This is a genomic window from Methanomicrobium antiquum, assembly GCF_029633915.1.
Lineage (GTDB): Archaea > Halobacteriota > Methanomicrobia > Methanomicrobiales > Methanomicrobiaceae > Methanomicrobium > Methanomicrobium antiquum.
Genome location: NZ_CP091092.1, coordinates 2,178,989 through 2,202,784, shown reverse-complemented (window position 1 = coordinate 2,202,784; position 23,796 = coordinate 2,178,989). Strand labels below are relative to the sequence as shown.

The 23,796-nt window shown below is 36.8% G+C and carries 27 protein-coding genes; 17 read left to right on the top strand and 10 right to left on the bottom strand.

Annotated features, from left to right (window positions below; translation table 11 throughout):
* The first annotated feature begins 172 nt into the window (after positions 1 to 172).
* The 6 genes from L1994_RS10830 (at position 173) to L1994_RS10805 (ending at position 3,507) form a co-directional block, all read left to right on the top strand.
* Complete coding sequence (locus L1994_RS10830) at positions 173 to 397, top strand: FeoA family protein (protein ID WP_278099451.1); 225 nt, start codon at positions 173 to 175, stop codon at positions 395 to 397.
* Positions 398 to 400: 3 nt separating this feature from the next.
* Positions 401 to 643, top strand: coding sequence for a FeoA family protein (locus L1994_RS10825; RefSeq protein ID WP_278099450.1), 243 nt, complete (start codon positions 401 to 403; stop codon positions 641 to 643).
* A gap of 249 nt (positions 644 to 892) precedes the next feature.
* Complete coding sequence (locus tag L1994_RS10820; RefSeq protein ID WP_278099449.1) at positions 893 to 1,147, top strand: FeoA family protein; 255 nt, start codon at positions 893 to 895, stop codon at positions 1,145 to 1,147.
* A 32-nt stretch (positions 1,148 to 1,179) separates the two neighbouring features.
* On the top strand, positions 1,180 to 1,785 hold the full coding sequence (locus L1994_RS10815) for a FeoB small GTPase domain-containing protein (RefSeq protein WP_278099448.1): 606 nt from the start codon (positions 1,180 to 1,182) through the stop codon (positions 1,783 to 1,785).
* A 1-nt stretch (position 1,786) separates the two neighbouring features.
* Positions 1,787 to 3,001, top strand: a complete 1,215-nt coding sequence (locus tag L1994_RS10810) for a nucleoside recognition domain-containing protein (protein ID WP_278099447.1) — start codon at positions 1,787 to 1,789, stop codon at positions 2,999 to 3,001.
* A gap of 2 nt (positions 3,002 to 3,003) precedes the next feature.
* Positions 3,004 to 3,507, top strand: a complete 504-nt coding sequence (locus tag L1994_RS10805; protein WP_278099446.1) for a hypothetical protein — start codon at positions 3,004 to 3,006, stop codon at positions 3,505 to 3,507.
* A gap of 283 nt (positions 3,508 to 3,790) precedes the next feature.
* On the opposite strand, the gene L1994_RS10800 is transcribed toward L1994_RS10805, so the two are convergent.
* From L1994_RS10800 to L1994_RS10785, 4 genes are read right to left on the bottom strand one after another with little or no spacing between them, the layout of a single operon-like run.
* On the bottom strand, positions 3,791 to 4,252 hold the full coding sequence (locus L1994_RS10800) for a HEPN domain-containing protein (protein ID WP_278099445.1): 462 nt from the start codon (positions 4,250 to 4,252) through the stop codon (positions 3,791 to 3,793).
* On the bottom strand, positions 4,249 to 4,833 hold the full coding sequence (locus L1994_RS10795) for a winged helix-turn-helix domain-containing protein (RefSeq protein WP_278099444.1): 585 nt from the start codon (positions 4,831 to 4,833) through the stop codon (positions 4,249 to 4,251). Before L1994_RS10795 ends, L1994_RS10800 begins: the two co-directional genes overlap by 4 nt.
* A gap of 48 nt (positions 4,834 to 4,881) precedes the next feature.
* Positions 4,882 to 5,613, bottom strand: coding sequence for a winged helix-turn-helix transcriptional regulator (locus L1994_RS10790; protein WP_278099443.1), 732 nt, complete (start codon positions 5,611 to 5,613; stop codon positions 4,882 to 4,884).
* A complete protein-coding gene (locus L1994_RS10785) occupies positions 5,588 to 6,151 on the bottom strand; it encodes a hypothetical protein (protein WP_278099442.1) in 564 nt (187 codons plus the stop codon). The genes L1994_RS10790 and L1994_RS10785 overlap by 26 nt, the downstream gene beginning before the upstream one ends.
* Before the next feature lie 211 nt (positions 6,152 to 6,362).
* On the opposite strand from L1994_RS10785, the gene L1994_RS10780 reads away from it, so the two are divergent.
* Positions 6,363 to 7,616 (top strand): TolB family protein, encoded by a 1,254-nt coding sequence (locus L1994_RS10780; protein ID WP_278099441.1) that lies wholly within the window; start codon positions 6,363 to 6,365, stop codon positions 7,614 to 7,616.
* A gap of 161 nt (positions 7,617 to 7,777) precedes the next feature.
* Here L1994_RS10780 and L1994_RS10775 read toward each other — a convergent pair whose 3' ends face one another.
* Complete coding sequence (locus L1994_RS10775; protein WP_278099440.1) at positions 7,778 to 8,362, bottom strand: hypothetical protein; 585 nt, start codon at positions 8,360 to 8,362, stop codon at positions 7,778 to 7,780.
* A gap of 177 nt (positions 8,363 to 8,539) precedes the next feature.
* On the opposite strand from L1994_RS10775, the gene L1994_RS10770 reads away from it, so the two are divergent.
* Positions 8,540 to 9,802, top strand: coding sequence for a TolB-like translocation protein (locus tag L1994_RS10770; RefSeq protein WP_278099439.1), 1,263 nt, complete (start codon positions 8,540 to 8,542; stop codon positions 9,800 to 9,802).
* A gap of 164 nt (positions 9,803 to 9,966) precedes the next feature.
* Here L1994_RS10770 and L1994_RS10765 read toward each other — a convergent pair whose 3' ends face one another.
* Together L1994_RS10765 and L1994_RS10760 are read right to left on the bottom strand one after the other, a co-directional pair.
* A complete protein-coding gene (locus L1994_RS10765; protein WP_278099438.1) occupies positions 9,967 to 10,557 on the bottom strand; it encodes a hypothetical protein in 591 nt (196 codons plus the stop codon).
* Between the two features lie 348 nt (positions 10,558 to 10,905).
* A complete protein-coding gene (locus L1994_RS10760; RefSeq protein ID WP_278098696.1) occupies positions 10,906 to 12,333 on the bottom strand; it encodes an IS1634 family transposase in 1,428 nt (475 codons plus the stop codon).
* A 77-nt stretch (positions 12,334 to 12,410) separates the two neighbouring features.
* On the opposite strand from L1994_RS10760, the gene L1994_RS10755 reads away from it, so the two are divergent.
* Entirely contained in the window at positions 12,411 to 13,673 is a 1,263-nt protein-coding gene (locus L1994_RS10755) for a TolB family protein (protein WP_278099437.1), read from the top strand.
* Between the two features lie 33 nt (positions 13,674 to 13,706).
* Here the strand turns inward: L1994_RS10755 and L1994_RS10750 are convergent, their stop codons facing one another.
* Positions 13,707 to 14,225: a C-GCAxxG-C-C family protein gene (locus L1994_RS10750; RefSeq protein ID WP_278099436.1), complete on the bottom strand. Its 519-nt coding sequence runs from the start codon at positions 14,223 to 14,225 to the stop codon at positions 13,707 to 13,709.
* A gap of 224 nt (positions 14,226 to 14,449) precedes the next feature.
* Between L1994_RS10750 and L1994_RS10745 the strand changes: the two genes are divergently transcribed.
* The 6 genes from L1994_RS10745 to L1994_RS10720 all read left to right on the top strand — a co-directional run bounded on the left by L1994_RS10745 (position 14,450) and on the right by L1994_RS10720 (position 19,879).
* Positions 14,450 to 15,400 (top strand): tyrosine--tRNA ligase, encoded by a 951-nt coding sequence (locus tag L1994_RS10745; RefSeq protein ID WP_278099435.1) that lies wholly within the window; start codon positions 14,450 to 14,452, stop codon positions 15,398 to 15,400.
* Positions 15,401 to 15,596: 196 nt separating this feature from the next.
* The gene (locus L1994_RS10740; RefSeq protein WP_278099434.1) at positions 15,597 to 17,693 is read left to right on the top strand and encodes a monovalent cation:proton antiporter family protein; all 2,097 of its coding nucleotides are present in this window, start codon (positions 15,597 to 15,599) and stop codon (positions 17,691 to 17,693) included.
* A 190-nt stretch (positions 17,694 to 17,883) separates the two neighbouring features.
* Complete coding sequence (locus tag L1994_RS10735; protein WP_278099433.1) at positions 17,884 to 18,672, top strand: serine protein kinase RIO; 789 nt, start codon at positions 17,884 to 17,886, stop codon at positions 18,670 to 18,672.
* Positions 18,673 to 18,914: 242 nt separating this feature from the next.
* Entirely contained in the window at positions 18,915 to 19,217 is a 303-nt protein-coding gene (locus L1994_RS10730) for an ArsR/SmtB family transcription factor (RefSeq protein ID WP_278099432.1), read from the top strand.
* Between the two features lie 2 nt (positions 19,218 to 19,219).
* On the top strand, positions 19,220 to 19,621 hold the full coding sequence (locus L1994_RS10725) for a hypothetical protein (protein ID WP_278099431.1): 402 nt from the start codon (positions 19,220 to 19,222) through the stop codon (positions 19,619 to 19,621).
* 51 nt (positions 19,622 to 19,672) lie between these two features.
* The gene (locus L1994_RS10720; RefSeq protein ID WP_278099430.1) at positions 19,673 to 19,879 is read left to right on the top strand and encodes a hypothetical protein; all 207 of its coding nucleotides are present in this window, start codon (positions 19,673 to 19,675) and stop codon (positions 19,877 to 19,879) included.
* A 72-nt stretch (positions 19,880 to 19,951) separates the two neighbouring features.
* Here the strand turns inward: L1994_RS10720 and L1994_RS10715 are convergent, their stop codons facing one another.
* Together L1994_RS10715 and L1994_RS10710 are read right to left on the bottom strand one after the other, a co-directional pair.
* Positions 19,952 to 20,740 (bottom strand): winged helix-turn-helix transcriptional regulator, encoded by a 789-nt coding sequence (locus tag L1994_RS10715; RefSeq protein ID WP_278099429.1) that lies wholly within the window; start codon positions 20,738 to 20,740, stop codon positions 19,952 to 19,954.
* 39 nt (positions 20,741 to 20,779) lie between these two features.
* Positions 20,780 to 21,103 carry a peptidase domain-containing protein gene (locus tag L1994_RS10710; protein WP_278099428.1) on the bottom strand — a complete coding sequence of 108 codons (324 nt, stop codon included), beginning with the start codon at positions 21,101 to 21,103 and terminating at the stop codon, positions 20,780 to 20,782.
* 167 nt (positions 21,104 to 21,270) lie between these two features.
* On the opposite strand from L1994_RS10710, the gene L1994_RS10705 reads away from it, so the two are divergent.
* A complete protein-coding gene (locus tag L1994_RS10705) occupies positions 21,271 to 22,206 on the top strand; it encodes an IS5 family transposase (RefSeq protein ID WP_278099427.1) in 936 nt (311 codons plus the stop codon).
* 728 nt (positions 22,207 to 22,934) lie between these two features.
* A complete protein-coding gene (locus tag L1994_RS10700) occupies positions 22,935 to 23,792 on the top strand; it encodes a hypothetical protein (RefSeq protein WP_278099426.1) in 858 nt (285 codons plus the stop codon).
* Positions 23,793 to 23,796: the final 4 nt, after the last annotated feature.

Genomic DNA, 23,796 nt, shown 5'->3' with positions numbered 1-23,796 from the left:
TTGTTTGTTTCATGAACGTTTTTAAAGAAACAATAAATATAATGTTCATCTTATAAACTAAATTTTAGGTTTTTACAGTATCGCCTAAATTCTTTTGGGAAGTTTTTCCTCATCCAAACAATTTTCGGCTTATATTCAATTGAACCTAAAAATAAACAGTAACTACAGTATTATGCAAACTATTCTTACAGGCCTTTTAAAAAACGAAACAGCAATTGTCAAAAAAGTCGAAGGAGGAGCAGGTGTAAAACAACAGCTCTCACTCAGAGGTCTTTGTGAGGGTGTTAAAATCAGAATGATCGACTGTACATGCGGTCCTGTGGTTCTTGACATAAACGGCTCAACACTTGCCCTTGGAAGAGGAATTGCCGGAAAAATAATTGTTGACAGGTGCTAAAAAATGATATCCTCACTATCAGTCCTTGAATACGGGCAGACCGGAGTTATAACAGAAATATCAAAATATTCACGTGAATTAAACGCTCTTGGTATAAGAGTTGGCAAAATTGTAAAAATGGTTACAAAACAGCCAATAAAAGGGCCGGTTGTTGTGATGAGCGGAGAAGTTGTTGTGGCAATAGGAATTGAGATGGCTTCCTGTATTACAGTAAACACAGGTATTGTGCCGCCAGGTTCTGCCTGAATAACAGAAATATCCGGAAAAAAAGAAATTATTTGAAAATATACTGTATAAAGACCTTATTAAAGGCCGGATTTTTTGGTTTTTCAAACACTCCCAAATATTATTTGGCTAACCCTTTTCGGCAAAACAAATTTCGGGTCGAGTTAATCCATTCCTAACCATCAACATTATAAAGGAAGGCTGAAATGTTGTAATTTAGCACAATCATTTTGCATCATTCAGCAATCATACACTGTTTAAGGTGCATTTATGGAGAAAAGACTTACCAATCTGGAATATGGAGAAACAGGCCTGATAAAAGAGATAAAAGCCTCATCACAAAATCTAAGCCCAATTGGGATCAGAGTTGGAAAAAGTGTAAAAATGATTACAAAACAGCCAATAAAAGGGCCGGTTGTTGTAATGGCAGGAGAAGTGGAGGTTGCTCTTGGAATTGAGCAGGCCAAAGAAATAATTGTTGATGTTACAAATGGACAAAATGAGCCAAAAAACCGGCTCAGGTAATATTTTATACTGATTAATGGAGAACAAAAGAAATGACAGAAAAAAATGAGACAATTCTTTTAATAGGCAATCCAAATGTTGGCAAAAGTGTACTTTTTAACAGGCTGACAGGCGGAGATGCCGTTGTTTCAAACTATCCGGGAACAACTGTTGATTACACAAAAGGAACGCTTATAATCGACAAAAAAACCTATACTGTAATAGACGTTCCGGGTGCTTATTCTCTGAATGCCAGAGATAAAGCAGAAGAAGTCTGTGTCGAAATGCTTGAAAAAAATAAAGATGCAATAGCAGTGATTGTCCTTGATGCAACAAGAATTGAGCGGGGACTTTATATTGCACTCGAAACAATCGAGACAGGTATCTCTTCAATTGTTGTTTTGAATATGATTGATTCGGCACGTGAAAGAGAGATTTTGGTAGATACTGCAAAACTTCAAAAAATTCTTGGAGTTCCTGTCGTTGAAACAAGCGCCATATCAGGAGAGGGAATAAAGAACCTTGGTGATATGATAAGAAAAGCTCTTCCTGCAGAAATTTCTGATATTCAGCTAAGAGCTGACGGAAAAGAAACTGCTCAGAAAACACCGCAGGGATGCTTTGGATGCGGCGGCTGTGGTGGCTGTGGAGGTGTCTGAAATGGTCTTTTCAGAAAATGAAAGATGGGCACTTGTTGACAGCATCTCATCACAGGTTATCAAAAGCGGAACATACACACAAAGAGTAGGAGATATTTTAGGAGAACTTACAGTAAAGCCTCTTACAGGAATTCCTGTGGCACTTGGTGTATTATACGCATTCTGGAGCGTCTTTGGCTCATTTGCAGGAGCACTCTGTACAGACGGATTTTTTGTGAAATTCTTTGACAATTATTTCCTGCCATGGTTGCAGTCGTCATGGCCTGACCCGAACAGCATTTTATATTTCCTGTTTGTCGGTGATCCTACTGCAACTAATTGTTTTGAGGCTTTTGGTGTGCTATCATCAGGTCTTTTTGTTGCAATAGGAGTTGTTCTTCCGGCAGTCTTCATATTCTATCTTATGATGGCACTTCTTGAGGATTCAGGGTATCTGCCGCGTCTGGCAGTTCTTGTTGACACATTCCTGCACAAAATTGGTCTTCACGGATACGCAATCGTTCCGACAATTCTCGGACTTGGATGCAATGTTCCGGCAGTAACCGCAACACGCATTCTTGAAACAAAGAAGCAGAGATTCATGATGATGACCTTAATTGCAATCTTCATACCGTGCGGTGCACAGCTTGGTGTTATGCTCGAGGTTATTCCGGAAAGTGTCGGATATGTAATGCTGTTTCTGATAATCGGTTACTTCGTCTTTGGCTACGTATTAAGTAAAATAGTTCCGGGAGAAAACCCTGAAATTTTAATTGATGTTCCCCCGTATCACATGCCGCAAAGGTCAAATGTTTTTAAGAAGCTTAAGATGAGAACAGGTGGATTCTTGCTAAACGCTGTTCCATTCGTTCTTTTCGGTGTTTTAGTCGTAAATGTTATGTATCTTGTCGGATTTATCCAGTGGCTCTCAGATATTTTAGCACCTTTATTTGTGAATTGGTTTGGACTTCCAAAAGAAACAGCAGGACCTTTGGTTTCGGCATTCTTAAGAAAAGACCTGGCAGTCGCACAGCTTTCAGTAATTGAAATGACACAGTACCAGATGATCTCTGCAATCGTTTTAATATCAATTTATTTCCCCTGTGTTGCAACATTTGTCGTGATGCTAAAGGAAGGCTGGAAAGAACTTTTGGCAGCAGTTGCAGTTTTATTATCGGTTGCCTTCATATACGGCGGAATCATCCACGCAATAGGAATAATACTTGGGGTGGCATAAAAATGGAAAATACAAAAATTAACAGGACAGAAAGTAAAAAAGATAGCGGATTTGAATTAACATCTGTTTATTTTGCCGCTATAGGACTTTTTGCAGTAATATTCGGGATTGTTGACATTCTTGTCTATCTTGGTATCTCAGGCGGATTTGAACTTGGGATTATGGAAATCTCAGGCGATGATTTCTTCAGGCACTTCTGGGGAGGATTTATTGTAATATTCGGCGGCCTTTTTATTCTCAGCGGATTTAAGGGTTTAAGAGAGATTCATAATTTTTCAAAAGTCCTTTTAGGCTCAATTATGATATGGATAATTGCCGGGTGTGATATCTTTGCAATGATATGCGAGGGTATTCCCGCACCTGAAGATGCACCTGAGTTTTTAAACTCACTTTCAGGATTCATTGAAGGTTTTATGCCACCATATGCGCCGGCAGTGATACTTCTTCCCTTCACTCTTGTGATAGTATATCTTTACTATTCATGGGGATTTGCAAAGGAGAACTAAATAATAATCAAAAATTGTAAAAAGGTAAATTGTTAATGAAAAATTGTAAAAAGGTAAATTGTTAATGAAAAATTGTTAATGGTAAATTTCTAAAAACAATTAATAGACATAGAACAGGATTTAAAAACCTGAATCTGGTTGAATCTGCTAGTAATTTTTAAATCAGGTTTGAATATTAAACAGAATTTAAAATTTAAATACCGGTTTCAGACAATTTATCCCTGAAATCAAATTTTTCCATAAAAATGTTGCATGAAAATTTGGTTTCATGAACCTTTTTTAGTTAATAAAAATTACTGCGGATTTGTTTAATATCTTTTTTTGTTATTTTTGAGCAGACATATTTGCACTTTAAAAGAAAGACCGGCGCATTTGCCACAATCTCTGATGCCTGTCTTTGTGCTGATTCACGTGCTATAGAGTACTGTGATTCAACACGCATCACCCTTGCATCTTCTACAGTGTCCAAATCCGCCTGCGAGAAAAATTTCCCAAAATATTCTTTTATGCATTCTGTTGTACATGTATGAATCTCGCTTTTAATTCCGGCCTTCATCAAAACGGCGTACATCGAATAGTACATGCAGTAATAGCCGATTGATATAATCCAGTCCGGCGAGTCTATCGAGTTCATCGTTTCAAGAGCTTCTTCTGCCTTTTTTAGATATGCATCTGAGAGATTGTCGTTTGGTTCAATCAGATGAAGCCCTTTTCTTTGATCTTTGCACCATTCAATCTCGCTCATTTTATGTAACCTTCTACAAAAAATTCCGGACAGCAAAGCCAGATATGATTCTTATAAACTTCTTTTATCAGATGATCATTTCCTATTCCCAAGAGAACAATCTCTTTTGTGTATTGTTTTATATTTATATCAACCTTAAATTTTCTTGAAACTTCATCTACCTGTCTTTTGTCAAACCCGCCTGCACTTAAAAGATCAATATCAGAAAATTCGGTCGCAAGCTCTGATGAATAGCTTCCAAATAGAGCCAGAGGTCCGGTAAATGCCGGAAGAATCTTATATATTATCTCATATGTGAGAGGATATTTTTCTGAGAACTTAAGTCGTTTGTAGCTTTCGGCAAGAAGAATATAGTTTACGCACAGTCCTGTTTTTCGAAGCGAAAAAATCCTGTTTCTCCCCTTCATCACAGATTCCAAAACACCCTTCTCCTCAAGTGAATTAAGGATGTTTTGGGCCGCACCGTGTGATACCGGGACATGACGGCATATTTCCCTGATATAATACTCGCAGTCATAGCCTTTTGTAAACAGCGAGAGAATTTTTAAGTGGTTTTCTGTTATGTCTAAAATTTTGGACATATGACTGATATATTGGACGATAACATAATGAATGTTTTGGAGAGAGAATCAGGATAAAACTTCCACAAAAAAATATTTAACAGAATTTCCCCTCCTTTTTATCTTAACCATACCTGCCCGTAAAAGACGCTTTATATGCCAGTGAACAGTGCTTTTATCGATTCCGACAATATCAGATATCAGCTTATTGGATGCACCGGGCTTTTTTCTGATTACATCAAGAATCTCTTTTGTCGTTTCATTGCGGCAGAGAATAATCCCCGCAATCTGTTCTTTGGTAAATAAAGATCTGTTCTGAAAATAAAAAATTTTATGACCTGTTTTAACTGATACTATCTCATGGTTTTTTTCTAGCAGATATAAGTGATATCTTGCAGTTCCCGTGTTAATTTTTGTAAGTTCACTAATTTCTACTGATATTAATCCCGGATTGGCACATATGCATTCGTATATTTTATCCCGGTTTCCTTTCTTATTTGCCTGAGATTGTCCTGCCAGAATAACCGGGATGTATTTTAAAGCACAGAAGACGGAGATTATTGCTCCGGAAACCATAGAAATTTTTATCCAGACTGGTAAATCAGCGTAATCTCTTAAATTATCACTTCCTGATGAATCTATGTAATCACCAGGTATGGTTGAATCTGTAATTATGTAATCATCCGGATTTTCAGCCGAAACAATTTGAGAAAGGCCGATGATTGATATTAAAATAAGAAATAAATAAACAACTCTAAAACTGTGATAATTAATTTCAGAGAGTATATTTTTCTGTTCCATTAACAGTCTCCCCCTTTACAGCATACCACCACTCACCAGTAGAAAGCCCGCTATCCTTCCTGATAAAAAAGTAGATCTGTCCATTTGTAATGTTATCAAAACCATCATAAAATGGCCCAAAAGATTTCCCGTCAGGCGAATAGATCTTTAGACTCAGGTTTGATGCCGGATTTTTCCATTTCAGATTGATATTAAGTGCAGTGATATTTGACGAAATATTCTGGCTGTGCCAGTTTACGTCTTTCTCTTCAATTGAAACAGGGTCTTTTGGCCAGCTCCTGTTCCACCTGTTTACTCTTTCTTTCTGCTCTTCTGTAAGTTCATCATAGAACTGCGGCCATGTCTTCTTAAGATATTCTCCAATGGTGATATCAGATCCTTCAAGCTCATTCATTACCTTTAGCTGTTCTTCGGTCGCTTCTGCGGAGATTGCCTGTACAGGTATTTCAGTAATTATGACGATAAGAAAGATCAAGAGTGCTGTCAAAAACCTAAGAAAAGATTTATTTTCTCCTATTTTACATTTATTTTCGTTCATATACCCCCGCCTCAAAGAATGAATTATTGTATTATCTCATATTTCCTGAAATTAATTGCAGGATTAACTTAGAGTTACTTTAGAAAGTATCCATATATAGCATTTCTCTGACAACTGTCCAACAAACAGAGGGCTTTTGTAATTATTTATACAATCGTTGGACGGAAGTCAGATAAAAAATATATCAGGTTACACCGATAGCTGTTATCCAATGAATCTTATAGAAAAATACAAAAAAAAAGTTTTACAAATTTTAGTACTACTATTATCTCTCTGCATCCTTATTCCGGCCACCTCGGCAATAGATATTTCCGGCGAAGAAAAGACAATTTTTACAGCGGAAGAAGATGCAGGCATATATGCCGCGATCGATTCGGGGAATATACTAATCAGGGAAGCACTTCTTGACAAGGTTTCCAGCTGGTCAAAATTTTATATATACAACATCAGCGAAGAAAAGCTTGAAAAGATAGCAGATTATTCCTTTTATTCTCACAATCTTGCTATTAATAAGAACATTGCTGTATGGCAGGGAAAATCCGAAGAAAGAGACTTTGTCGAAGGGAAATATGATGTCTATTTATATAATTTGGATGAGAGAAATACACCGAAAATAATAGTGGATAAATTTAATTCTGTCGATGATCTGACAGTAGGAGAAAATATGATTATAATTACAGGAAGGAATTCAATTGCAGAATCTTCCGATTATGACCATGGAGATATTTTTGTATATAATCTGGAAGATGAAAGCCTTACCAAACATGAATTTCCGGGTTGCCAGTATGGAGTCGCTATTTCAGAGGATTGTCTTGTATTCTATGATGACAGATACGGACAAATGAAAGATACTGTCCATTTAATGAACTTCGATACAGGCAAAACCCGACAAATCGGTGATGAAAAAAAAGGAGTTTATTCTAATCCCGACATATCCGGTGATAAAATAGTCTATAAATTTGATGAGGATTTTGGGTCATTTTTGAAAGACAGTGCTCCTCAACAACTCATTATGACAGACATTTACACGAACGATACAACATTTATTGCATCACCCGGTGTAAGAATCAAAAGCCATCCGAAGATTGGCGGGGATAATATTGTCTGGACCGATAAAAGAAATGGTAAGTATTCAGTATGGCTTTACAATCTCAAAGAAGAAAGTGAGATTTTGATCTCCGTTACAGATGAAGAGTATGGAGGTGCAGTTGACATCTCAGGTGATACCGTTATCTGGACTGACATTGTTGACGGGAAGGATGTCTTGAAATTAATAAAGCTGGACATACCTGAAACTTCCACAGTCCTGACTGAAACACCGCAGTCACTTGAAAAAAGCACGGCAGAAAATGATCTCGAAGAAAACCCGACACAGGTTGCAAATCTTTCTTCAGGACTTACGGTTGCCGCAGTAATTTTTGGTTTGTGTTTTTTTGTCATGAGAACTATCAATTATAAAAAATAAAAAAATGAGCAGGAAATCTTTTGGAGAGACTTTTTCCTTTTTCATAAAACTTCTTTTTGAACCCGGATTTAATTAGACATCTAATATTTAAACTAAAATCAAATAATCTATCATTTTACTTAACTGTCCAACAAAAAAAATGATAGTGGTTTTGTTTTGAATCAGGCTGAATAATACATCGGACCTGCGGTATCTGAATCTTCAGTATCAGGATCTAATGAGTAGCTCCATGCATTTGAGGTGTAGTAGCCTGACGGCAGCCAGAATTTCATGTTGTCCGCATTGATGTAATTAGCATGATTGCTAAAAGCAGTTGAACTGACAACCTGATTTGCACTGTTTTCCAGTTTTATTTCAATATAATGATATTCAACTACTGGTTGATCAATACTGGATTCTCCTCCATAAATAATCCTGTTCGGTCCACTGCTTATGGAAGCAGTTGTAGTCATCGAAGCTTTTGAACCTGATGTCTTTAGATTTTTATCTTCAGTTGCCGCTGATTCCGGCCAGCTCTTCTTCCAGTTGTCAACTTTCTTCTTCTGTTCGTCTGTCAATTCGTCATAGAACTGCGGCCATACCTTCTGGAGATATTCTCCAATGGTGATATCTGTTCCTTCTATTTCGTTCATTACCTTTAGTTGCTCATCGGTCGCATCTGCCTTAAGTGCACTTGCAGGGGAGCAAACTACAAATGCAAAGATCAGAAAAACTCCGATCAGTGCATATTTTTTATATCCTTTCATTGGTTTTTTCCTGTGCCTTTTATTTATACCGGCACATTCTGAGGATATATTCTTCATAATAAATACAATCTCTCTGACAACTGTCCAACAAACAGAGGGCTTTTGTAATTATTTATACAATCGTTGGACGGAAGTCAGATAAAAAATATATCAGGTTACACCGATAGCTGTTATCCAATGAATCTTATAGAAAAATACAAAAAAAAAGTTCTACAAATTTTAGTACTACTATTATCTCTCTGCATCCTTATTCCGGCCACCTCGGCAATAGATATTTCCGGCGAAGAAAAGACAATTTTTACAGCGGAAGAAGATGCAGGCATATATGCCGCGATCGATTCGGGGAATATACTAATCAGGGAAGCACTTCTTGACAAGGTTTCCAGCTGGTCAAAATTTTATATATACAACATCAGCGAAGAAAAGCTTGAAAAGATAGCAGATTATTCCTTTTATTCTCACAATCTTGCTATTAATAAGAATATTGCTGTATGGCAGGGAAAATCCGAAGAAAGAGACTGGGTTGAAGGGAAATATGACGTCTATGTATATAATTTGGATGAGAGAAATACACCGAAAATAATAGTGGATAAATTTAATTCTGTCGATGATCTGACAGTAGGAGAAAATATGATTATAATTACAGGAAGGAATTCAATTGCAGAATCTTCCGATTATGACCATGGAGATATTTTTGTATATAATCTGGAAGACGGAGATATGAACAGGTATGAATTGCCAGGTTTTCAGTCAGAAGTTGCTATTTCTGGAAAAAATATTTTTTTTCGCGATAACAGGTACGGACAGCTGACAGCCATGGTACATTTAATGAATATTGAAACAGGAGAAACCTGGCAGATCGGGGATGAAGAGAAGGGTGTATATTTATCTCCCGATATCTCAGGTGACAAAATAGTCTATAAATTTGACGAGGATTTTGGATCATTTTTGAAAGACAGTGCTCCCCAACTGCTACTTATGACAGATATTTCTTCGAACGAAACAACCATTATTGCATCACCTGGGGAACGAATTAAAGGTGGTCCGAAGATTGACAGCGACAATATCGTATGGGGTGATAAGAGAAACGGGATTTATTACTCAGTATGGTTTTATAATGTCAATGAAGGAAAAGAGGTTTTTATAGCAGATACCAATGAAGAATACGGAACTGAAGTTGACATCTCAGGTGATACCGTTATCTGGACTGACATTGTTGACGGGAAGGATGTCTTGAAATTAATAAGGCTGGACATACCTGAAAATTCTGCTTATGTTACAGGAGCACAGCAGACACCTGAACTTGAAAAAAGCACGACTGAAAATGATCCCGGTGAAAGCACAATAAAGCCTGCAGGTCTGTATTCCGAGATAACATTTGCTGCCATAATTTTCGGATTATGCATTTTTGCTATGAGAACTATCAATTATAAAAAATGAACAGGAAATCTTTTGGAGAAACTTTTTCCTTTTTCATAAAAAGCTTCTTTTTGAACACGAATTTAATCAAATATCAAACATCAAATATTTGAACGGAAATCAAACAATAGATCTTTTCTCTGAGAACCATCCAACAAAAAAAATGATAGTGGTTTTGTTTTGAATCAGGCTGAATAATACATCGGACCTGCGGTATCTGAATCTTCAGTATCAGGATCTAATGAGTAGCTCCATGCATTTGAGGTGTAGTAGCCTGACGGCAGCCAGAATTTCATGTTTTCTGCATTGACATATCCATCACCATCAAATTCGCTAAAAGCAGTTGAACTGACAACCTGATTTGCATTATTTTTTAGTTTTACTTCAATGTAATGATATTCAGCTACTGGTTGATCAATATTGGATTCCCCTTCATAAATAACCCTGTTCGGTCCACTGCTAATATATGCATTTGTAGTCATCGAAGCTTTTGAACCTGATGTCTTTAGATTTTTATCTTCAGTTGCCGCTGATTCCAGCCAGCTCTTCTTCCAGTTGTCAACTTTCTTCTTCTGTTCGTCTGTCAATTCGTCATAGAACTGCGGCCATACCTTCTGGAGATATTCTCCAATGGTGATATCTGTTCCTTCTATTTCGTTCATTATCTTTAGTTGCTCATCGGTCGCATCTGCCTTAAGTGCACTTGCAGGGGAGCAAACTACAAATGCAAAGATCAGAAAAACTCCGATCAGTGCATATTTTTTATATCCTTTCATTGGTTTTTTCCTGTGCCTTTTATTTATACCGGCACATTCTGAGGATATATTCTTCATAATAAATACAATCTCTCTGACAACTGTCCAACAAACAGAGGGCTTTTGTAATTATTTATACAATCGTTGGACGAAAGTCAGATAAAAAATATATCAGGTTACACCGATAGCTGTTATCCAATGAATCTTATAGAAAAATACAAAAAAACAGTTTTACAAATTTTAGTACTACCTAACTTTGCCAGTTAGAGTTCAATCCCCCTCAAGATACTGTCCACTATCTCTATTCGATTTTTTCAAATTTTTGTCAGGAAATAGAATTTGACAGTTGGCTATTTTACTACTTTAAAATCATGAAATGCCCCAGTCATAGAGTAAAATCTTCGTATTTATGGAGTCAAAATTCGAGTGAATGTACTTTTTTGTCTTTCTTTTCCACAAATCAATGGTAACTGTCAAATTCGATAATGATTTTTTTATGAATTTTGTAGATGTATGCTTCATTTCCGGGATTTCAAATCGAATCAGTGAAATAAAAAGCTGTGCAATAAATCCGATGATTAACGCACCATAAATGCTGTTATCTGTCCAGACTCTCAATGGTTTAATTTCAATTTCATTCTTTAAAGAGTGGAATATCTTCTCAATCGAGTCTTTTTTTCGATATGTATTTAGGGCCTCAACAAGTGTCAAATTCTTACTTGATTTCAGACAGAAAAATCCTTCTCTGCCAGTGATTAATTTATCTTCAAGGAGTTTTACAGCTTCATCCTCTGAAATTTGAACAAGTTTTGTCTGGATGGAATAATCAACATCAACAAGCAAATTATTTATACGAAACTTCTTAGGGAGTTTTTTATTTTTTTCAATACATTCCTGAATCGTTTTTGCTTCCTTAATCTGTTTCACAACTTTTCTCGCCCTGGATTCAAGTTGTTCTTTCTGAAGTTTCTTTGAAAAATAGAAGTAATTGATGCTGTTTGGTTTCACAATTTTAATGCCGCGAATGCCGGCTTCATCATCAATAATTTCAGGACTATATTCTTCGAATTTTGCAATTATCTTATCATCACTTTTGTTAAGCTTCTTTCCTGTGATATACTGCAGGTTATCGGAGCGAATCATCTGAGTATTATCAATGCTGTTTGCACCTTTGTCAAATATTACTAGAGAATCTTCTTTTAATCTATCTTTTACCTGAAGATACGTCTTTTTGAAATGTTTCTGATCGTTGAGATTTCCGGGTTCAACAGTCATTCCTATCGGAATATTGATTGGATTAGCCAGTTCAGCCAATCCAATAGTTATCTGTTTTTTGTCAGGTCTGTGATCCCGACTATATCCATATTTACCAAGTTCTGCTTTATTTCCGTGAAGAACTATACTGGTCCAGTCCATGTTGATGTCGGTGAGATCAAAATCATACCTATCAAAGATTCTATCCTGAATATCTGAGATGATTTCTTCTCTGTTTGCTCCGATTGTTTCAAGAAGACGATAAATCGTTCTTTCACTGAAAGAAATCAGGTTAAATATCTGCAAAACCTCTAAGCGATTTATCCATCCATGTGAGCGCTTGATGCTGAAATTATCAGTCAGCTTGTAACTGATAAGCGCGATAAGTAAATCATCGATACTTATTCCTTTTTTCTTATGCTTGCCAAAAATTTCTGAAAAATTAAGTATTTCATATAGTGTTTTGACAAGCAGGATGATGCCAATAGGAAAGGATATATTGTCATTAGGCTCAACTACATAGGTTCTTAGTTTTGTTTGCATGTTTGATCATTTGTAACATCACTAAGAACAGTCTTATTTCTTTTTAATTGGATTTTTGAGCTATTTATTCAAATCATTTGATTGGTACTTTATACGTAAGTGGCAAACTTAGGGTACTACTATTATCTCTCTGCATCCTTATTCCGGCCACCTCGGCAATAGATATTTCCGGCGAAGAAAAGACAATTTTTACAGCGGAAGATGGAGCCTACATCTATGCTGCGATCGATTCAGGGAACGTTTTAATCTGTGAAATATATCCGGAGATGGATGATATACCGGGCTGGTCTAAATTATTCCTGTACAAAACAGGCGGATCAGGACTCGAAGAACTACCCGTTGACAACCCTCCTGATTCCAGCCACCTGGATATTTACGGAAATATTGCCGTTTGGAAGACAAAATCCAAGGAAAGAGACTGGATTGAAGGACAGTTTGATATATATGCATATAATTTAGATGAAAGAAATGCCCCCAAAATAATAGCAGAGAAATTCAATTCTGTCAACGATATAGCAATATATGAAGATGAAATAGTAATTACAGGAAGGAATTCAATTGCAGAATCTTCCGATTATGATCACGGAGACATATTTGTATATAATCTGGAAGATGAAAGTCTTACCAAACATGAACTGTCGGGTCTTCAGTCAACAGTTGCTATTTCTGGAAAAAATCTTGCTTTTCGCGATAATAGATATGGACAGCTAACAGCCATGGTACATTTAATGAATCTTGAAACAGGAGATACCTGGCAGATTGGTGATGAAGAGAAGGGAGTTTATTCTTTTCCCGATATATCCGGCGATAAAATAGTCTACAAATTCGATGACGATTTCGGGTCCTTTCTTAAAGATAACCCTCCACAAAAGCTACTTATGACAGATATTTCCACGAACGAAACAATCGTTATCACATCACCGGATGCACAAGTTGCAAGCCCGAAGATTGATGGGGACAACATCGTGTGGAGCGATAAGAGAAACGGGATTCACTATTCGGTATGGATTTATAATATCAATGAAGAGAATGAGATTCTTATTTCGGATACCAATGGGGAATATGGGGTTTCGGTTGAGATATCCGGCGATTCTGTTATCTGGAAAGATTCGGTGAACGGACGAAATGTCCTGAAATTGATAAAACTGGATCTACCTGAAATTTCCGTCACTGTAACAGAAACACCACAAAACACCGAAGATATCAATAGCGAGACTGAAAATAAAAAAAGCCCGACACAGGCCGCAAATCTTTCTTCAGGACTTACGGTTGCCGCAGTGATTTTTTGTTTGTGCTTTTTTGCTGTGAAAAAAAAGCAAGTCACAGATAAAAACAGATAGATGAGGCAGAAACTTAGAAATATCTCTTATTTTCTAAACCTTCAAATTATTATTTTTAATTACCTTTCTATTACCTTTCTTATCCTCATCCAGAATGTCTGAAAGAATTAAAACTGCACTCTCAACAAAGGGTCTGCATGCAATTTTAGGTTGCATATCCTCAGGCAGGCACTTTACTATTTCAGGATTTGTAACTGTATATCCAAGAAGTGTTTTGCAATCGGTTGAACCGTTTTTTTCTTCAAAACGCTTTAAAAAATCTCTTACAAGGCCATATGTTTTATTCTTTTTCTCAGTCCTGTCAGAAATTTCTGAGGTATAAAGGCCGATTGCCATAACAGCGCCTGTTACCGCACCGCAAATCTGTCCTGTTGCAATGCCGCTTCCAAACCCTGATGCGATTTTTACAATTTCATCTTCTTCAGCACCAAAATCGCCTGCAAATGCACGAAGCACCGACTGTGCGCAGTTGTAATCAGACGGAAACTTAGAAATGGCATACTCCTTTCTTTCAGCGGCAGATTTCGCAGTTTTTTTATCCGGAATTTTCATTAGGATTAAATTATCAGGCGGATATTAAAAAAATATCCTAAAAATACTACTAAAACCTGTTAAAAACCTATTTAAAAAGCTATTAAAAAATACTAAATAAGCAAAAAAATCACTTCATTGAAAACAAATTTAAACCAAGGTTAAACAAAAATTTTCAAAATTTTTTGGCAATAATTCAACACTCACAAATAATTTAATCCTCCTTCCCATCCAAAATATAACGAATGGATTCATACGAACTTGCAACAAGAAATACAGTCGAGATCGTAACAGAGGATGAACTAAAGGCTCTCATGCAAAAACCTGAAAAATCAGTATATACAGGATATGAACCTTCAGGAGAGATTCACCTCGGACATCTCGTCACAATAAATAAATTAATGGATCTTCGTGATGCAGGATTTAAAATTAAAGTCTTGCTGGCAGACCTTCACGCATTTTTAAACCAGAAAGGCGATATGGAGAAGGTTGCAGAGCTTGCAGACTACAACCGCCGCTGTTTTGAGGCAGTAGGATTAAAGGGGAAAAACGTAGAGTTTATTTTAGGAACTGACGTTCAGCTAAATCCTGACTACCAGATAAATGTTCTCCGTCTTGCACAGCAGATAACCCTTAACCGTGCAACAAGGAGCATGGACGAGGTCGGGCGAAACATGGACGCACCACATGTATCACAGATGGTATATCCAATCATGCAGATGGTGGACATCCACACCTTAGGTGTTGACATGGCTCTTGGCGGAATCGATCAGAGAAAGATTCACATGCTTGCACGTGAGTATCTCCCCTCAATCGGCGCAAAAGCACCGCTTTGCATGCACACCCCAATCATAAACGGACTTAACGGCAGGAAGATGTCATCATCTGAAGGAAACTTCATCTCAGTTGCAGAAACTGAAGAGAGCATAAGAAAGAAGATGAAAAAGGCATTTTGCCCGCCGGAGACAGAGGAAAATCCGGTTCTTCAGGTTTTAAAATATCATGTATTCCCAAGGCTTGAAACAATAACCCTGAAGCGTTCAGAAAAATTCGGAGGCAACCGCGAACTCTCCTCATATGAAGAGTGCGAAGGTGCATATGCAAATGGCGAAATCCATCCTGCTGACTTAAAAGCTGCGTGCACCGAAGGTCTGATTGAAGTTTTATCGCCGGCAAGGGATTATCTCGGGCTTTAAAATCGAAATATCTTTTTTTTAAATACATGATTATATTTGTTAAAACATTTATTCTCACAACCGGTAAATACTAAAAAATCATTATTTTTCTAATGAAATTTAGAGAGGAGAACATCTCTGCTTTAAAAGCCGAATAAAAAAAAGTGAATAAATTAATCCATGAAAATTACCTGAAAAAAACAAAGAGAACTATCATATGGATGTGGAAACTGAACTTATAATGGCGGTATTTATAATACTTGCCTGTGCACTTGTTGTCCTTTTTATTGGAAGGCATTTTAATCTTCCAATGATTATCGGATATTTCCTGACCGGGATCATTGTCGGCCCCTCTCTTCTTGGTCTTGTAACAGACGAGCATGTATCTCTTCTCGCAGAACTTGGAGTAATTCTTTTAATGTTTACCATAGGACTTGAAATGTCCTTAAAAAATCTGCTTGCGATGAGAAAGAAAATTCTTGTTACAGGAGGTCTTCAGCTTGTTCTTACAACAGTTTCTGTAATTGCAATAATGATTCATCTCGGATTTGAATTTAATGTCGCAATTTTAACCGGATTTATGGTTGCTCCGTCATCAACCGCCATTATTATGAATCTATACCAGCAGAAAGGGGAGATAAACTCAGTACATGGGAAAACATCGCTTGGCATCCTGATATTTCAGGATATTAGCGTTATTCCAATGATGCTTCTTGTTCCGATTATTGCAGGAACATCATCAGGAAATATCACAATGGAGATTCTAAACCTTATCTTCGGCATGATTCTTCTTTGCATAATCCTTGTTGCTGCAATATTTTTAGTACCCCGCCTTTTGAATAAAGTTGCAGAGATTAGAAGCAACGAACTTTTCATAATAACCATCGTTGTAATATGCTTCGGCATTGCCTGGCTTATGTCATTAAACGGCGTTTCACTTGCACTTGGAGCATTCCTTGCAGGAATTGCAATTTCCGAGTCTGAGTACAGCCATGAGGTTGTCGGGCAGATTATGCCTATTCGTGATATCCTGACAAGTTTTTTCTTCGTATCAATCGGAATGATGCTGAGCCTTTCATTTCTTTCAGACCACCTGCTTGCTGTAATTCTTCTTGCAATAGCTGTTATTATTGGAAAGAGTCTGATAAACTATGTAAGCATAAAAGCAATCGGGGTTGCATCAGGTGCAGCGTTTTTATCAGCGGCAGGAGTTTCACAGATTGGAGAATTTTCATTTATTCTTGGTTCCACCGGTCTTTCAACAGGCATTTTAACTAATGATTTTTACCAGATATTACTTGCTGTATCTATAATAACAATGGCAATAACTCCATTTATTGTCGATTTCGCTCCTAAACTGAATAGTTATTTCTCAGGGAGAAGGGGTGTTTTTCACGACAGTTCATCTGTTTCTACAACATCATCTGCTGATGCAGACATGGAGAATGATAAAATTCCGGCCGATGAAAAAATTCTCCATAAACCAAACGATCATGTCATTATTGCCGGATACGGTGTTGTCGGTCAACACGTTGCAAAAGCCTTAAGAAAAATGGGTGTTGATTACGTTATCATTGAATTAAACCCTGATACAATTAAATCCCAACGGGAAAAAGGTGAGAATGTCGTTTATGGCGATGCCAGACATGAATCCGTACTTGAACATTCCGGAATTGACACTGCAAGGGCAATAATTCTTACAATTCCTGATACTGCGGCTGTAAAGGCAGTTATTACTACAATAAGACGAAAAAACCCTAAAATTGGAATCATCACACGCTCAAGATTCATCTCTGAGATTGCAGAGCTTTACCATCTTGGTGCTGATGAAGTGATTGTTGATGAAAGAGAGGCCGCAATTCAGATTTTCAGAAGAATTCTTGCAAACGAGCAGGTGCCCCAGCAGGAACTTGATCAGTTAGTCAGACAGATAAGATGTGAATTATACGATCAGTACTTCGAAAAACAGGTTCTGCCTGACATAAACTTTGACACAAAGACGGGATTATTCGGACACTTCAGCTCAAGGTTAAAGTCTGCCGATGAAAAGCTCCCTAAAAGAAGAAACTCTGTCGAACAGATTCATGTCGGCAAAAATTCAGAAGTCTGTAAAAAAAGCCTCGGAGAACTTATGCTTCGGGCAAATTACGGAGTTTCAGTTATTGCAATCAGAAGAGGCGGGGCTGAAAAGGATGAGATAGCGCCTCAGAAAAATACAGTATTAAAAGAAGGCGATACAGCAGTGGTGATTGGTGACAGAACATCGATTGCAGGAATTATTCCGCTTTTTATGGAAAAAGAAGATAATTCATAAAATTTTTCATAATTTTTTCTGATATTTATTATAAAAAAATTATTCCGGCATTTACAGCCTTTTTAAAGTATTCATGAGATTAGAAACTCTTATAATTACTCAGGCTGACTTTTTCTTCTTTTATGAGTTAGGATTATCTAAGAGAAGAGCTATTTTTCTGGATAGAATAACTGCAAAATATGGTGAATAATTGAGAGATTTTGATCTGATTGAGAAATTTGACCGCGAGGTCGAGAAAAAAGGCGTGCGGATAAAGGATGCGGACCAGATGAAGGTCCTGGAAAACGTCTTTGATGACCAGACCCTTCTTGCACTTTACAAACTTGTCCACAAAGGAAAAATTTCAGTAATAGGCGGTTCGATTTCGACTGGAAAGGAAGCTAATGTCTTTTATGCCGAGGATGCCGAAGGAAAATCAATAGTAATAAAAATATACAGGATTCAGTCTGCAAATTTCAATACAATGGGTGAATATATGGCAGGTGACCCCAGGTTTTCGTCTGTCAGAAAATCCAAAAAAGAGGTGATTTTTGCCTGGACAAAAAAGGAGTACTCAAACCTGATTCGTGCCCGAGATGCAGGAATAAGGTGTCCTGAGGCACTATTTTTTGACAGAAATATACTTCTTATGGAGTTTTGCGGCGAAGACGAAAAAGCATACCCGCAACTAAGACAGGTAAAAATAGATAATGAAGAGGGAAAAAGGCTTTATCACGCAATTTTAGCAGACATAAATACTCTTTTTAACAAGGCAAACCTTGTTCATGCAGATCTTTCCGAATTCAATATCCTCTACGATGGAGAAGAACACATTATAATAGATATGGGCCAGGCAGTAACACCCGAACATCCGGGTGCAGTTAAGTTCCTTGTAAGGGATATTAAAAATATTAACAGATATTTCAGCCGCTTTTGTGATACACGCGATGAAGAGGAGATTTTTAAGGATATTGTCGGTAAACACAGAATGGAGCCGTGAATTGTCTGCCCTTATAAATCAAATCTGATTTTTTTCTCCGGGTATGAAATTTTTCATGCTTTACTACTATGAATCTAAAAAACGTATATAGAGCAGTTATTTTTAGTTGTATTTTCACTTAAAAAAAGTACAATCTTTATTTACATTGATTTTAAGGTTAGAGATCACTGTAAAAGTTATATTTCAATATCATAAATTGATAAAAAAGTTTATCATGTGTAAAAATATATAAACACATAAGCATGCTGAAACCCGCCACAGTAACAGAACTTGCAAAACTACTCAATTTTCTTGGAAATGAACAGCGGCTCAACATACTCAAAGCGATAACGCACGAAGAAAAATTTGCACGGGAGATCTCAGAAGAGGTCGGAATCTCCCGGCCGCTTGTAAACATTTACCTAAAACAGTTCGAAAAGGCAGGGCTTGTAACAGGAACCAATCGTGTAGGAGAAGAGCCACCATATCTTAAACGATATTACAAGGCCGTGCCTTTTGAATTTGTTTTAAATCTCGAACTTATTTCAAAACTTGGAGATGATTAAAAATGGATTTTAAAACCGTAAGGGAATTTCACTGGATTACAAAGACCGTTATTCTGCTTACAGTATTCGTATTGGTTGTGATACCGGCAATAGCAATTGTTGCATCTATACTAGGATTATCAATCAATGGTTTGGGAATGATACTGTTTTCCTCTTTATCGATATTAGTGCAATTATTCCCAATTATCCTGATAGTTATTGTTCTTTGCATAATTGGAGCACATGTAAAGGCATGGATTGAGAAATACATGGACGCAATGCTGTCAAAAATGGATTTACTGGCAGAAAGCAGGAGCACCGTTGAAAATACCAATGCAGGGCTGGCAGTTATGAGCAGCAGGATGGAAGAGATTGAGAAAAAAGTAAATAACATTTCTGACCTTCTGGAGAAGGTGTCTGAATGACATTACATCCTGCTACCATCCTGCTACATTAAAAAAAACAGAGGAAAATAGATGAACACAAAACTTACAGGAATATTTACGGAGGGAGACACCCGTGATTTTAAGGAATGGCTGGATAAACAGCTCAAATCTGCATCAGACAGGAATAACGAAATTCCGGATATTAAAACTGAGATATCACTGCTCAGGCAGACTATTGAGAGGATGGAAAAAAAGATCGACAATATTGAGCATATTCTGGAGAAAGTTTCGGAATAATTCAACAATTATTTAATTAATTTTGAAACAGTTCTGGGGCAATAGTGAGAGAAAAGATCAAAACCCGGAAATTTACTCAGATGTCAGTGATGATTTTGTATCCTCATTTAGTACAATATATTTTTCCAGGTACTGGTAGATTTCCGGGTTTATCTCATAAAAAACAGTTCTACCTGTTTTTTTATTTAAAATTAAATTTTCATCACATAGCCTTTTAATGTGCCAGCTGACTGTTGATGGAGATATACCAAGATGTTTTCCAAGAGAATTTCGATTCAGATTTGGCTCTTTCATAAGTAACCTGAAAATCCTGTAGTGTTTATCATTTCGGATATACTTCAATAAAATTTTTTCAGCCTCAGTATACATTCCCGAATTTTCAAAGTATCCCGGATTGCCAAAAGATTCCAAAGCAGTAATTTTATGCATCTGCTTTAGGATTAAGAGATGATAACTGATACATCCACGGTTTATTCCGGTCATCCTGACAAGATCACAAAAAATAATCCCGGGATTTTCCCTGATACAGTCATGAATCCGGTCTCGTGCATCATTAGAGAAAACTTCGCTTTTTGATAGTTTGTGATATCCAAAATAAAGACAAAGTTTAATAGATAAAATCAATTCAAGAGGGAGACCAAGAAATGACGATAAAGAAAGGGCAAATGCAAGCAGGATAATTCCCGGAGGAAGATCCCAGAAATCGACCTGAACAGTTTCAAGAGGCGTGCCGGTATCCATATCAGGCGTGACAGGCTCAACAACGTAATCATCAATAAATGGAGCAGCCGCTGAACAATAAATACAAGAACATATAACAAAAATGACCAGTAACAAAGAGCATTTGATCATTCTTTTCATTTGTAAATATATCATGTTCTATAAAAAAAGGGTTATGATCTATCTCGCAGATGCTGAATATGTGTAACTCTGACCACCATTTACACTGTATCCATATACCTTTGACCGCCACGTGCCGGAAGAAATCCCGCCGGATTTTGAAATCTTTATATCAATCCGGCCGTCTGTTCGCCCGTCTGCCGAATCATAATACGGACCAAATGTTCTGTCAGGAGCCACAACAGTAAGAGCAAGTGAATCTGATGAATCGCCCCAGTTCAAATCTGCATAAAAAGCAGTTTTCCCGGTAGGAACTGACGTTGAGTACCATTTTGTCTGACCCTGTGAGACTGATGATGAACCGGATCTAAAAATATCAGGCAAATTAAAGGCATTATCCACAGATGTTATGATATACCCATCTTTTTCTTCAATTATCTTAGCAGAAACTGCCGGAACGGTCAGTGCCGCCCCGATAATAAATAATAGAGAATTTCGAAAAACCCCCCACTTACCGATAGTACTTTATAGTCGCCGATCTCTGAATTATTATGAGTAACTTTGCTAATTTTGCTTTTAAAGATGAATATGCGCGGATTGTCTCAAAAGGAGATAAGTTAGGTGAAGTTGAAAAAATAATTGACTGGGAATGTTTTAGACCAATCCTGTACCCTTTATTCCTGAACAAAACAGGACTTGGTGGAAGGCCCAACTACGACGAAATATTGATGCTCAAATTGCTTCTTTTGCAACAATGGTATAGCCTTTCAGATCCCGAATTGGAAAGACAAGCCAACGATAGAATCTCTTTTCGAAACTTTCTGAACTACCCATTAAAAATTCCAGATCACTCGACAATTTGGTTTTTTAGAGAGAGATTAGTAACAGCTGAGATCTCAGATAAAATCTGGAACGAATTACAGAGACAGATTGAAGAAAAGGGAATATCAATTACTCGCGGAGTTATCCAGGATGCTTCATTTATTACGTCAGATCCAGGTCATGCCAAGAAAGATAAACCACGAGGAGAGGAAGCCCAAACAAGAAGGTCAAAAGATGGAAAATGGAGTAAAAAGGGAAATAAATCATATTTTGGCTATAAAATTCACACTCTGATTGATAAGGAATATCTAATGATTCGTCGATTTACTACAACTCCTGCTAATGTTCATGATAGTAAAATCGATCTTTCAAAAAAGGGTGAGACAGTGTACCGCGATAAGGGATATTTTGGGGTTAAGCCAAAGGCTTCAATGGATAAAACTATGAAAAGGGCAACAAGAAACAACCCATTGAAAGAGAAAGACAATCGGAGAAACAGGGCAATATCCCGAACTAGGTCTTTGGTTGAATTACCTTATGCAGTGATTAAGCGTACTTTCCATGGAGGTCATGTTTTGCAAACAACGGCCAAAAGGGTACATGTCAAGAATTTATTTTCGTGTTTGGCTTACAATTTGTATCGACTAAAAGGATTGCAACAATGATGAGCCTCTAGCTGTAGCTATAGAAAAATATTACAAAAAATGACCAGATTGAGAAAATTTTAGATTGAATTTTGTATTTTGTAGATCATTCCATCCATTTACAAACATTATTGGGAAAATGTAGGGATTTTAGTTATCCTCAATAATACTAGCCAGTAATACTTCATGGTATCACAGATAAGCATTCAGATTAATCATTAATACTTTTTCTATGACAAAACTCGTCACGTTTTTTACCTGACGAGTTTTGACATAGAAAAAATTTATAACCAGACATTAAACATAAGAAGGCGGTTGTTTGAGAAAATACCGCAGAATCCGGGGATCATGGTATCACAGTCATTCTCCCCGGATTCTTTACAGATTATAAATATTACTAAAAAGCACCAGAAATTCAATAAAACCAAAGATATAATCCTTAATTTCATTTTTTTAAATTAACCCATAAATTAAGAAAGTTCGATCTTCTGATAACGTGACGAGTTTTGACACAGAATTAGTTTATATTCTCATTACAAAAACATCAATATGGACAGCTCAGGGGAGTTTTGTCCCAAAAGAGAATCCAGTGAAATTTCAGGAGAAAGAAGGGACTGATTTGACAAGTCTATTACCCTTCTTTTCCTTTTGAATCATTCACCGGCGATACAACTGGCATTTTATCTTAGACGCATTATCGTAGATTAAGGTTTGCATGCCGGTTTTTGAAATTAAACGAGGTAAAAAATATGAAACTGAAAAACGGTATGCGGGCTTTAAGCCTGCTATTGGTAATGGCACTATTAGGAGCGATGTTTGTTCCGGCGGTTAGTGCGTTAGAGAATGAAAAAAGTTTAGATATAAAAGAAGTTGTGCTTAATTTGAACTCTGTAAAAGATTCCTTTAATGCAAACAATAACATTGATGAATTTTATAAGGAGAATGAAGCTCATTATAAATTTTTGGTTAAAAATCTAGGAGAAGCAAGTGCCAAAAAAGTAATAGAGCAAGAGTATAACAGAATCAATTCGGTTGATGCTGTCAAAAGCCAAAAATCTACAGAAATGGTCCAAATAGACAATGATAATGTTTATATTTGGAAATGGATTAGTGGTGGAACCAATACAAATGATATAAAAGGACCTAATAATGTAATTTTTTATAATCGTGAGAGATCAGAAATCGCGACTGAACTAAAAAACACCGGAGATTGGGAGCGTGCATATGGTTGGACAGAGTATAGTATAAGGGGTTCTGACCAAAATACAATGTCATGGGTGCAGAGTGCAGGTTCGGATGCACACGGATATGCACAATTGCAAGATGGAGATTACTTTGGTTCAAGGTATCATCTTGTTTTATTTGAGGGTTATACTGATTCTAATGAAGGTGCATGGTGTTTTGGCAACTGTCATTATGAGTATTGGGACACTGATGATTTGAACCATTATTTGTATTCAAACAGTTGTGATACAGCTAGAAATCATTTATATAGCTCTATTTTAAGTAACAATTTACCTTTAGAGAGCAAATATAATGTTAATCTTAACAATGCTTATCCTTCAACTGGAGCTTCGGGTATTGGTTATTTATTCAAGATGGAGTAATCCA

Bases quoted from the DNA above. Each gene is read 5' to 3' on its own strand.
- L1994_RS10830 (WP_278099451.1), top strand. From the start codon at position 173: ATGCAAACTATTCTTACAGGCCTTTTAAAAAACGAAACAGCAATTGTC.
- L1994_RS10825 (WP_278099450.1), top strand. From the start codon at position 401: ATGATATCCTCACTATCAGTCCTTGAATACGGGCAGACCGGAGTTATA.
- L1994_RS10820 (WP_278099449.1), top strand. From the start codon at position 893: ATGGAGAAAAGACTTACCAATCTGGAATATGGAGAAACAGGCCTGATA.
- L1994_RS10815 (WP_278099448.1), top strand. From the start codon at position 1,180: ATGACAGAAAAAAATGAGACAATTCTTTTAATAGGCAATCCAAATGTT.
- L1994_RS10810 (WP_278099447.1), top strand. From the start codon at position 1,787: ATGGTCTTTTCAGAAAATGAAAGATGGGCACTTGTTGACAGCATCTCA.
- L1994_RS10805 (WP_278099446.1), top strand. From the start codon at position 3,004: ATGGAAAATACAAAAATTAACAGGACAGAAAGTAAAAAAGATAGCGGA.
- L1994_RS10800 (WP_278099445.1), bottom strand. From the start codon at position 4,252: ATGAGCGAGATTGAATGGTGCAAAGATCAAAGAAAAGGGCTTCATCTG.
- L1994_RS10795 (WP_278099444.1), bottom strand. From the start codon at position 4,833: ATGTCCAAAATTTTAGACATAACAGAAAACCACTTAAAAATTCTCTCG.
- L1994_RS10790 (WP_278099443.1), bottom strand. From the start codon at position 5,613: ATGGAACAGAAAAATATACTCTCTGAAATTAATTATCACAGTTTTAGA.
- L1994_RS10785 (WP_278099442.1), bottom strand. From the start codon at position 6,151: ATGAACGAAAATAAATGTAAAATAGGAGAAAATAAATCTTTTCTTAGG.
- L1994_RS10780 (WP_278099441.1), top strand. From the start codon at position 6,363: ATGAATCTTATAGAAAAATACAAAAAAAAAGTTTTACAAATTTTAGTA.
- L1994_RS10775 (WP_278099440.1), bottom strand. From the start codon at position 8,362: ATGAAAGGATATAAAAAATATGCACTGATCGGAGTTTTTCTGATCTTT.
- L1994_RS10770 (WP_278099439.1), top strand. From the start codon at position 8,540: ATGAATCTTATAGAAAAATACAAAAAAAAAGTTCTACAAATTTTAGTA.
- L1994_RS10765 (WP_278099438.1), bottom strand. From the start codon at position 10,557: ATGAAAGGATATAAAAAATATGCACTGATCGGAGTTTTTCTGATCTTT.
- L1994_RS10760 (WP_278098696.1), bottom strand. From the start codon at position 12,333: ATGCAAACAAAACTAAGAACCTATGTAGTTGAGCCTAATGACAATATA.
- L1994_RS10750 (WP_278099436.1), bottom strand. From the start codon at position 14,225: ATGAAAATTCCGGATAAAAAAACTGCGAAATCTGCCGCTGAAAGAAAG.
- L1994_RS10745 (WP_278099435.1), top strand. From the start codon at position 14,450: ATGGATTCATACGAACTTGCAACAAGAAATACAGTCGAGATCGTAACA.
- L1994_RS10740 (WP_278099434.1), top strand. From the start codon at position 15,597: ATGGATGTGGAAACTGAACTTATAATGGCGGTATTTATAATACTTGCC.
- L1994_RS10730 (WP_278099432.1), top strand. From the start codon at position 18,915: ATGCTGAAACCCGCCACAGTAACAGAACTTGCAAAACTACTCAATTTT.
- L1994_RS10725 (WP_278099431.1), top strand. From the start codon at position 19,220: ATGGATTTTAAAACCGTAAGGGAATTTCACTGGATTACAAAGACCGTT.
- L1994_RS10720 (WP_278099430.1), top strand. From the start codon at position 19,673: ATGAACACAAAACTTACAGGAATATTTACGGAGGGAGACACCCGTGAT.
- L1994_RS10715 (WP_278099429.1), bottom strand. From the start codon at position 20,740: ATGAAAAGAATGATCAAATGCTCTTTGTTACTGGTCATTTTTGTTATA.
- L1994_RS10705 (WP_278099427.1), top strand. From the start codon at position 21,271: ATGAGTAACTTTGCTAATTTTGCTTTTAAAGATGAATATGCGCGGATT.
- L1994_RS10700 (WP_278099426.1), top strand. From the start codon at position 22,935: ATGAAACTGAAAAACGGTATGCGGGCTTTAAGCCTGCTATTGGTAATG.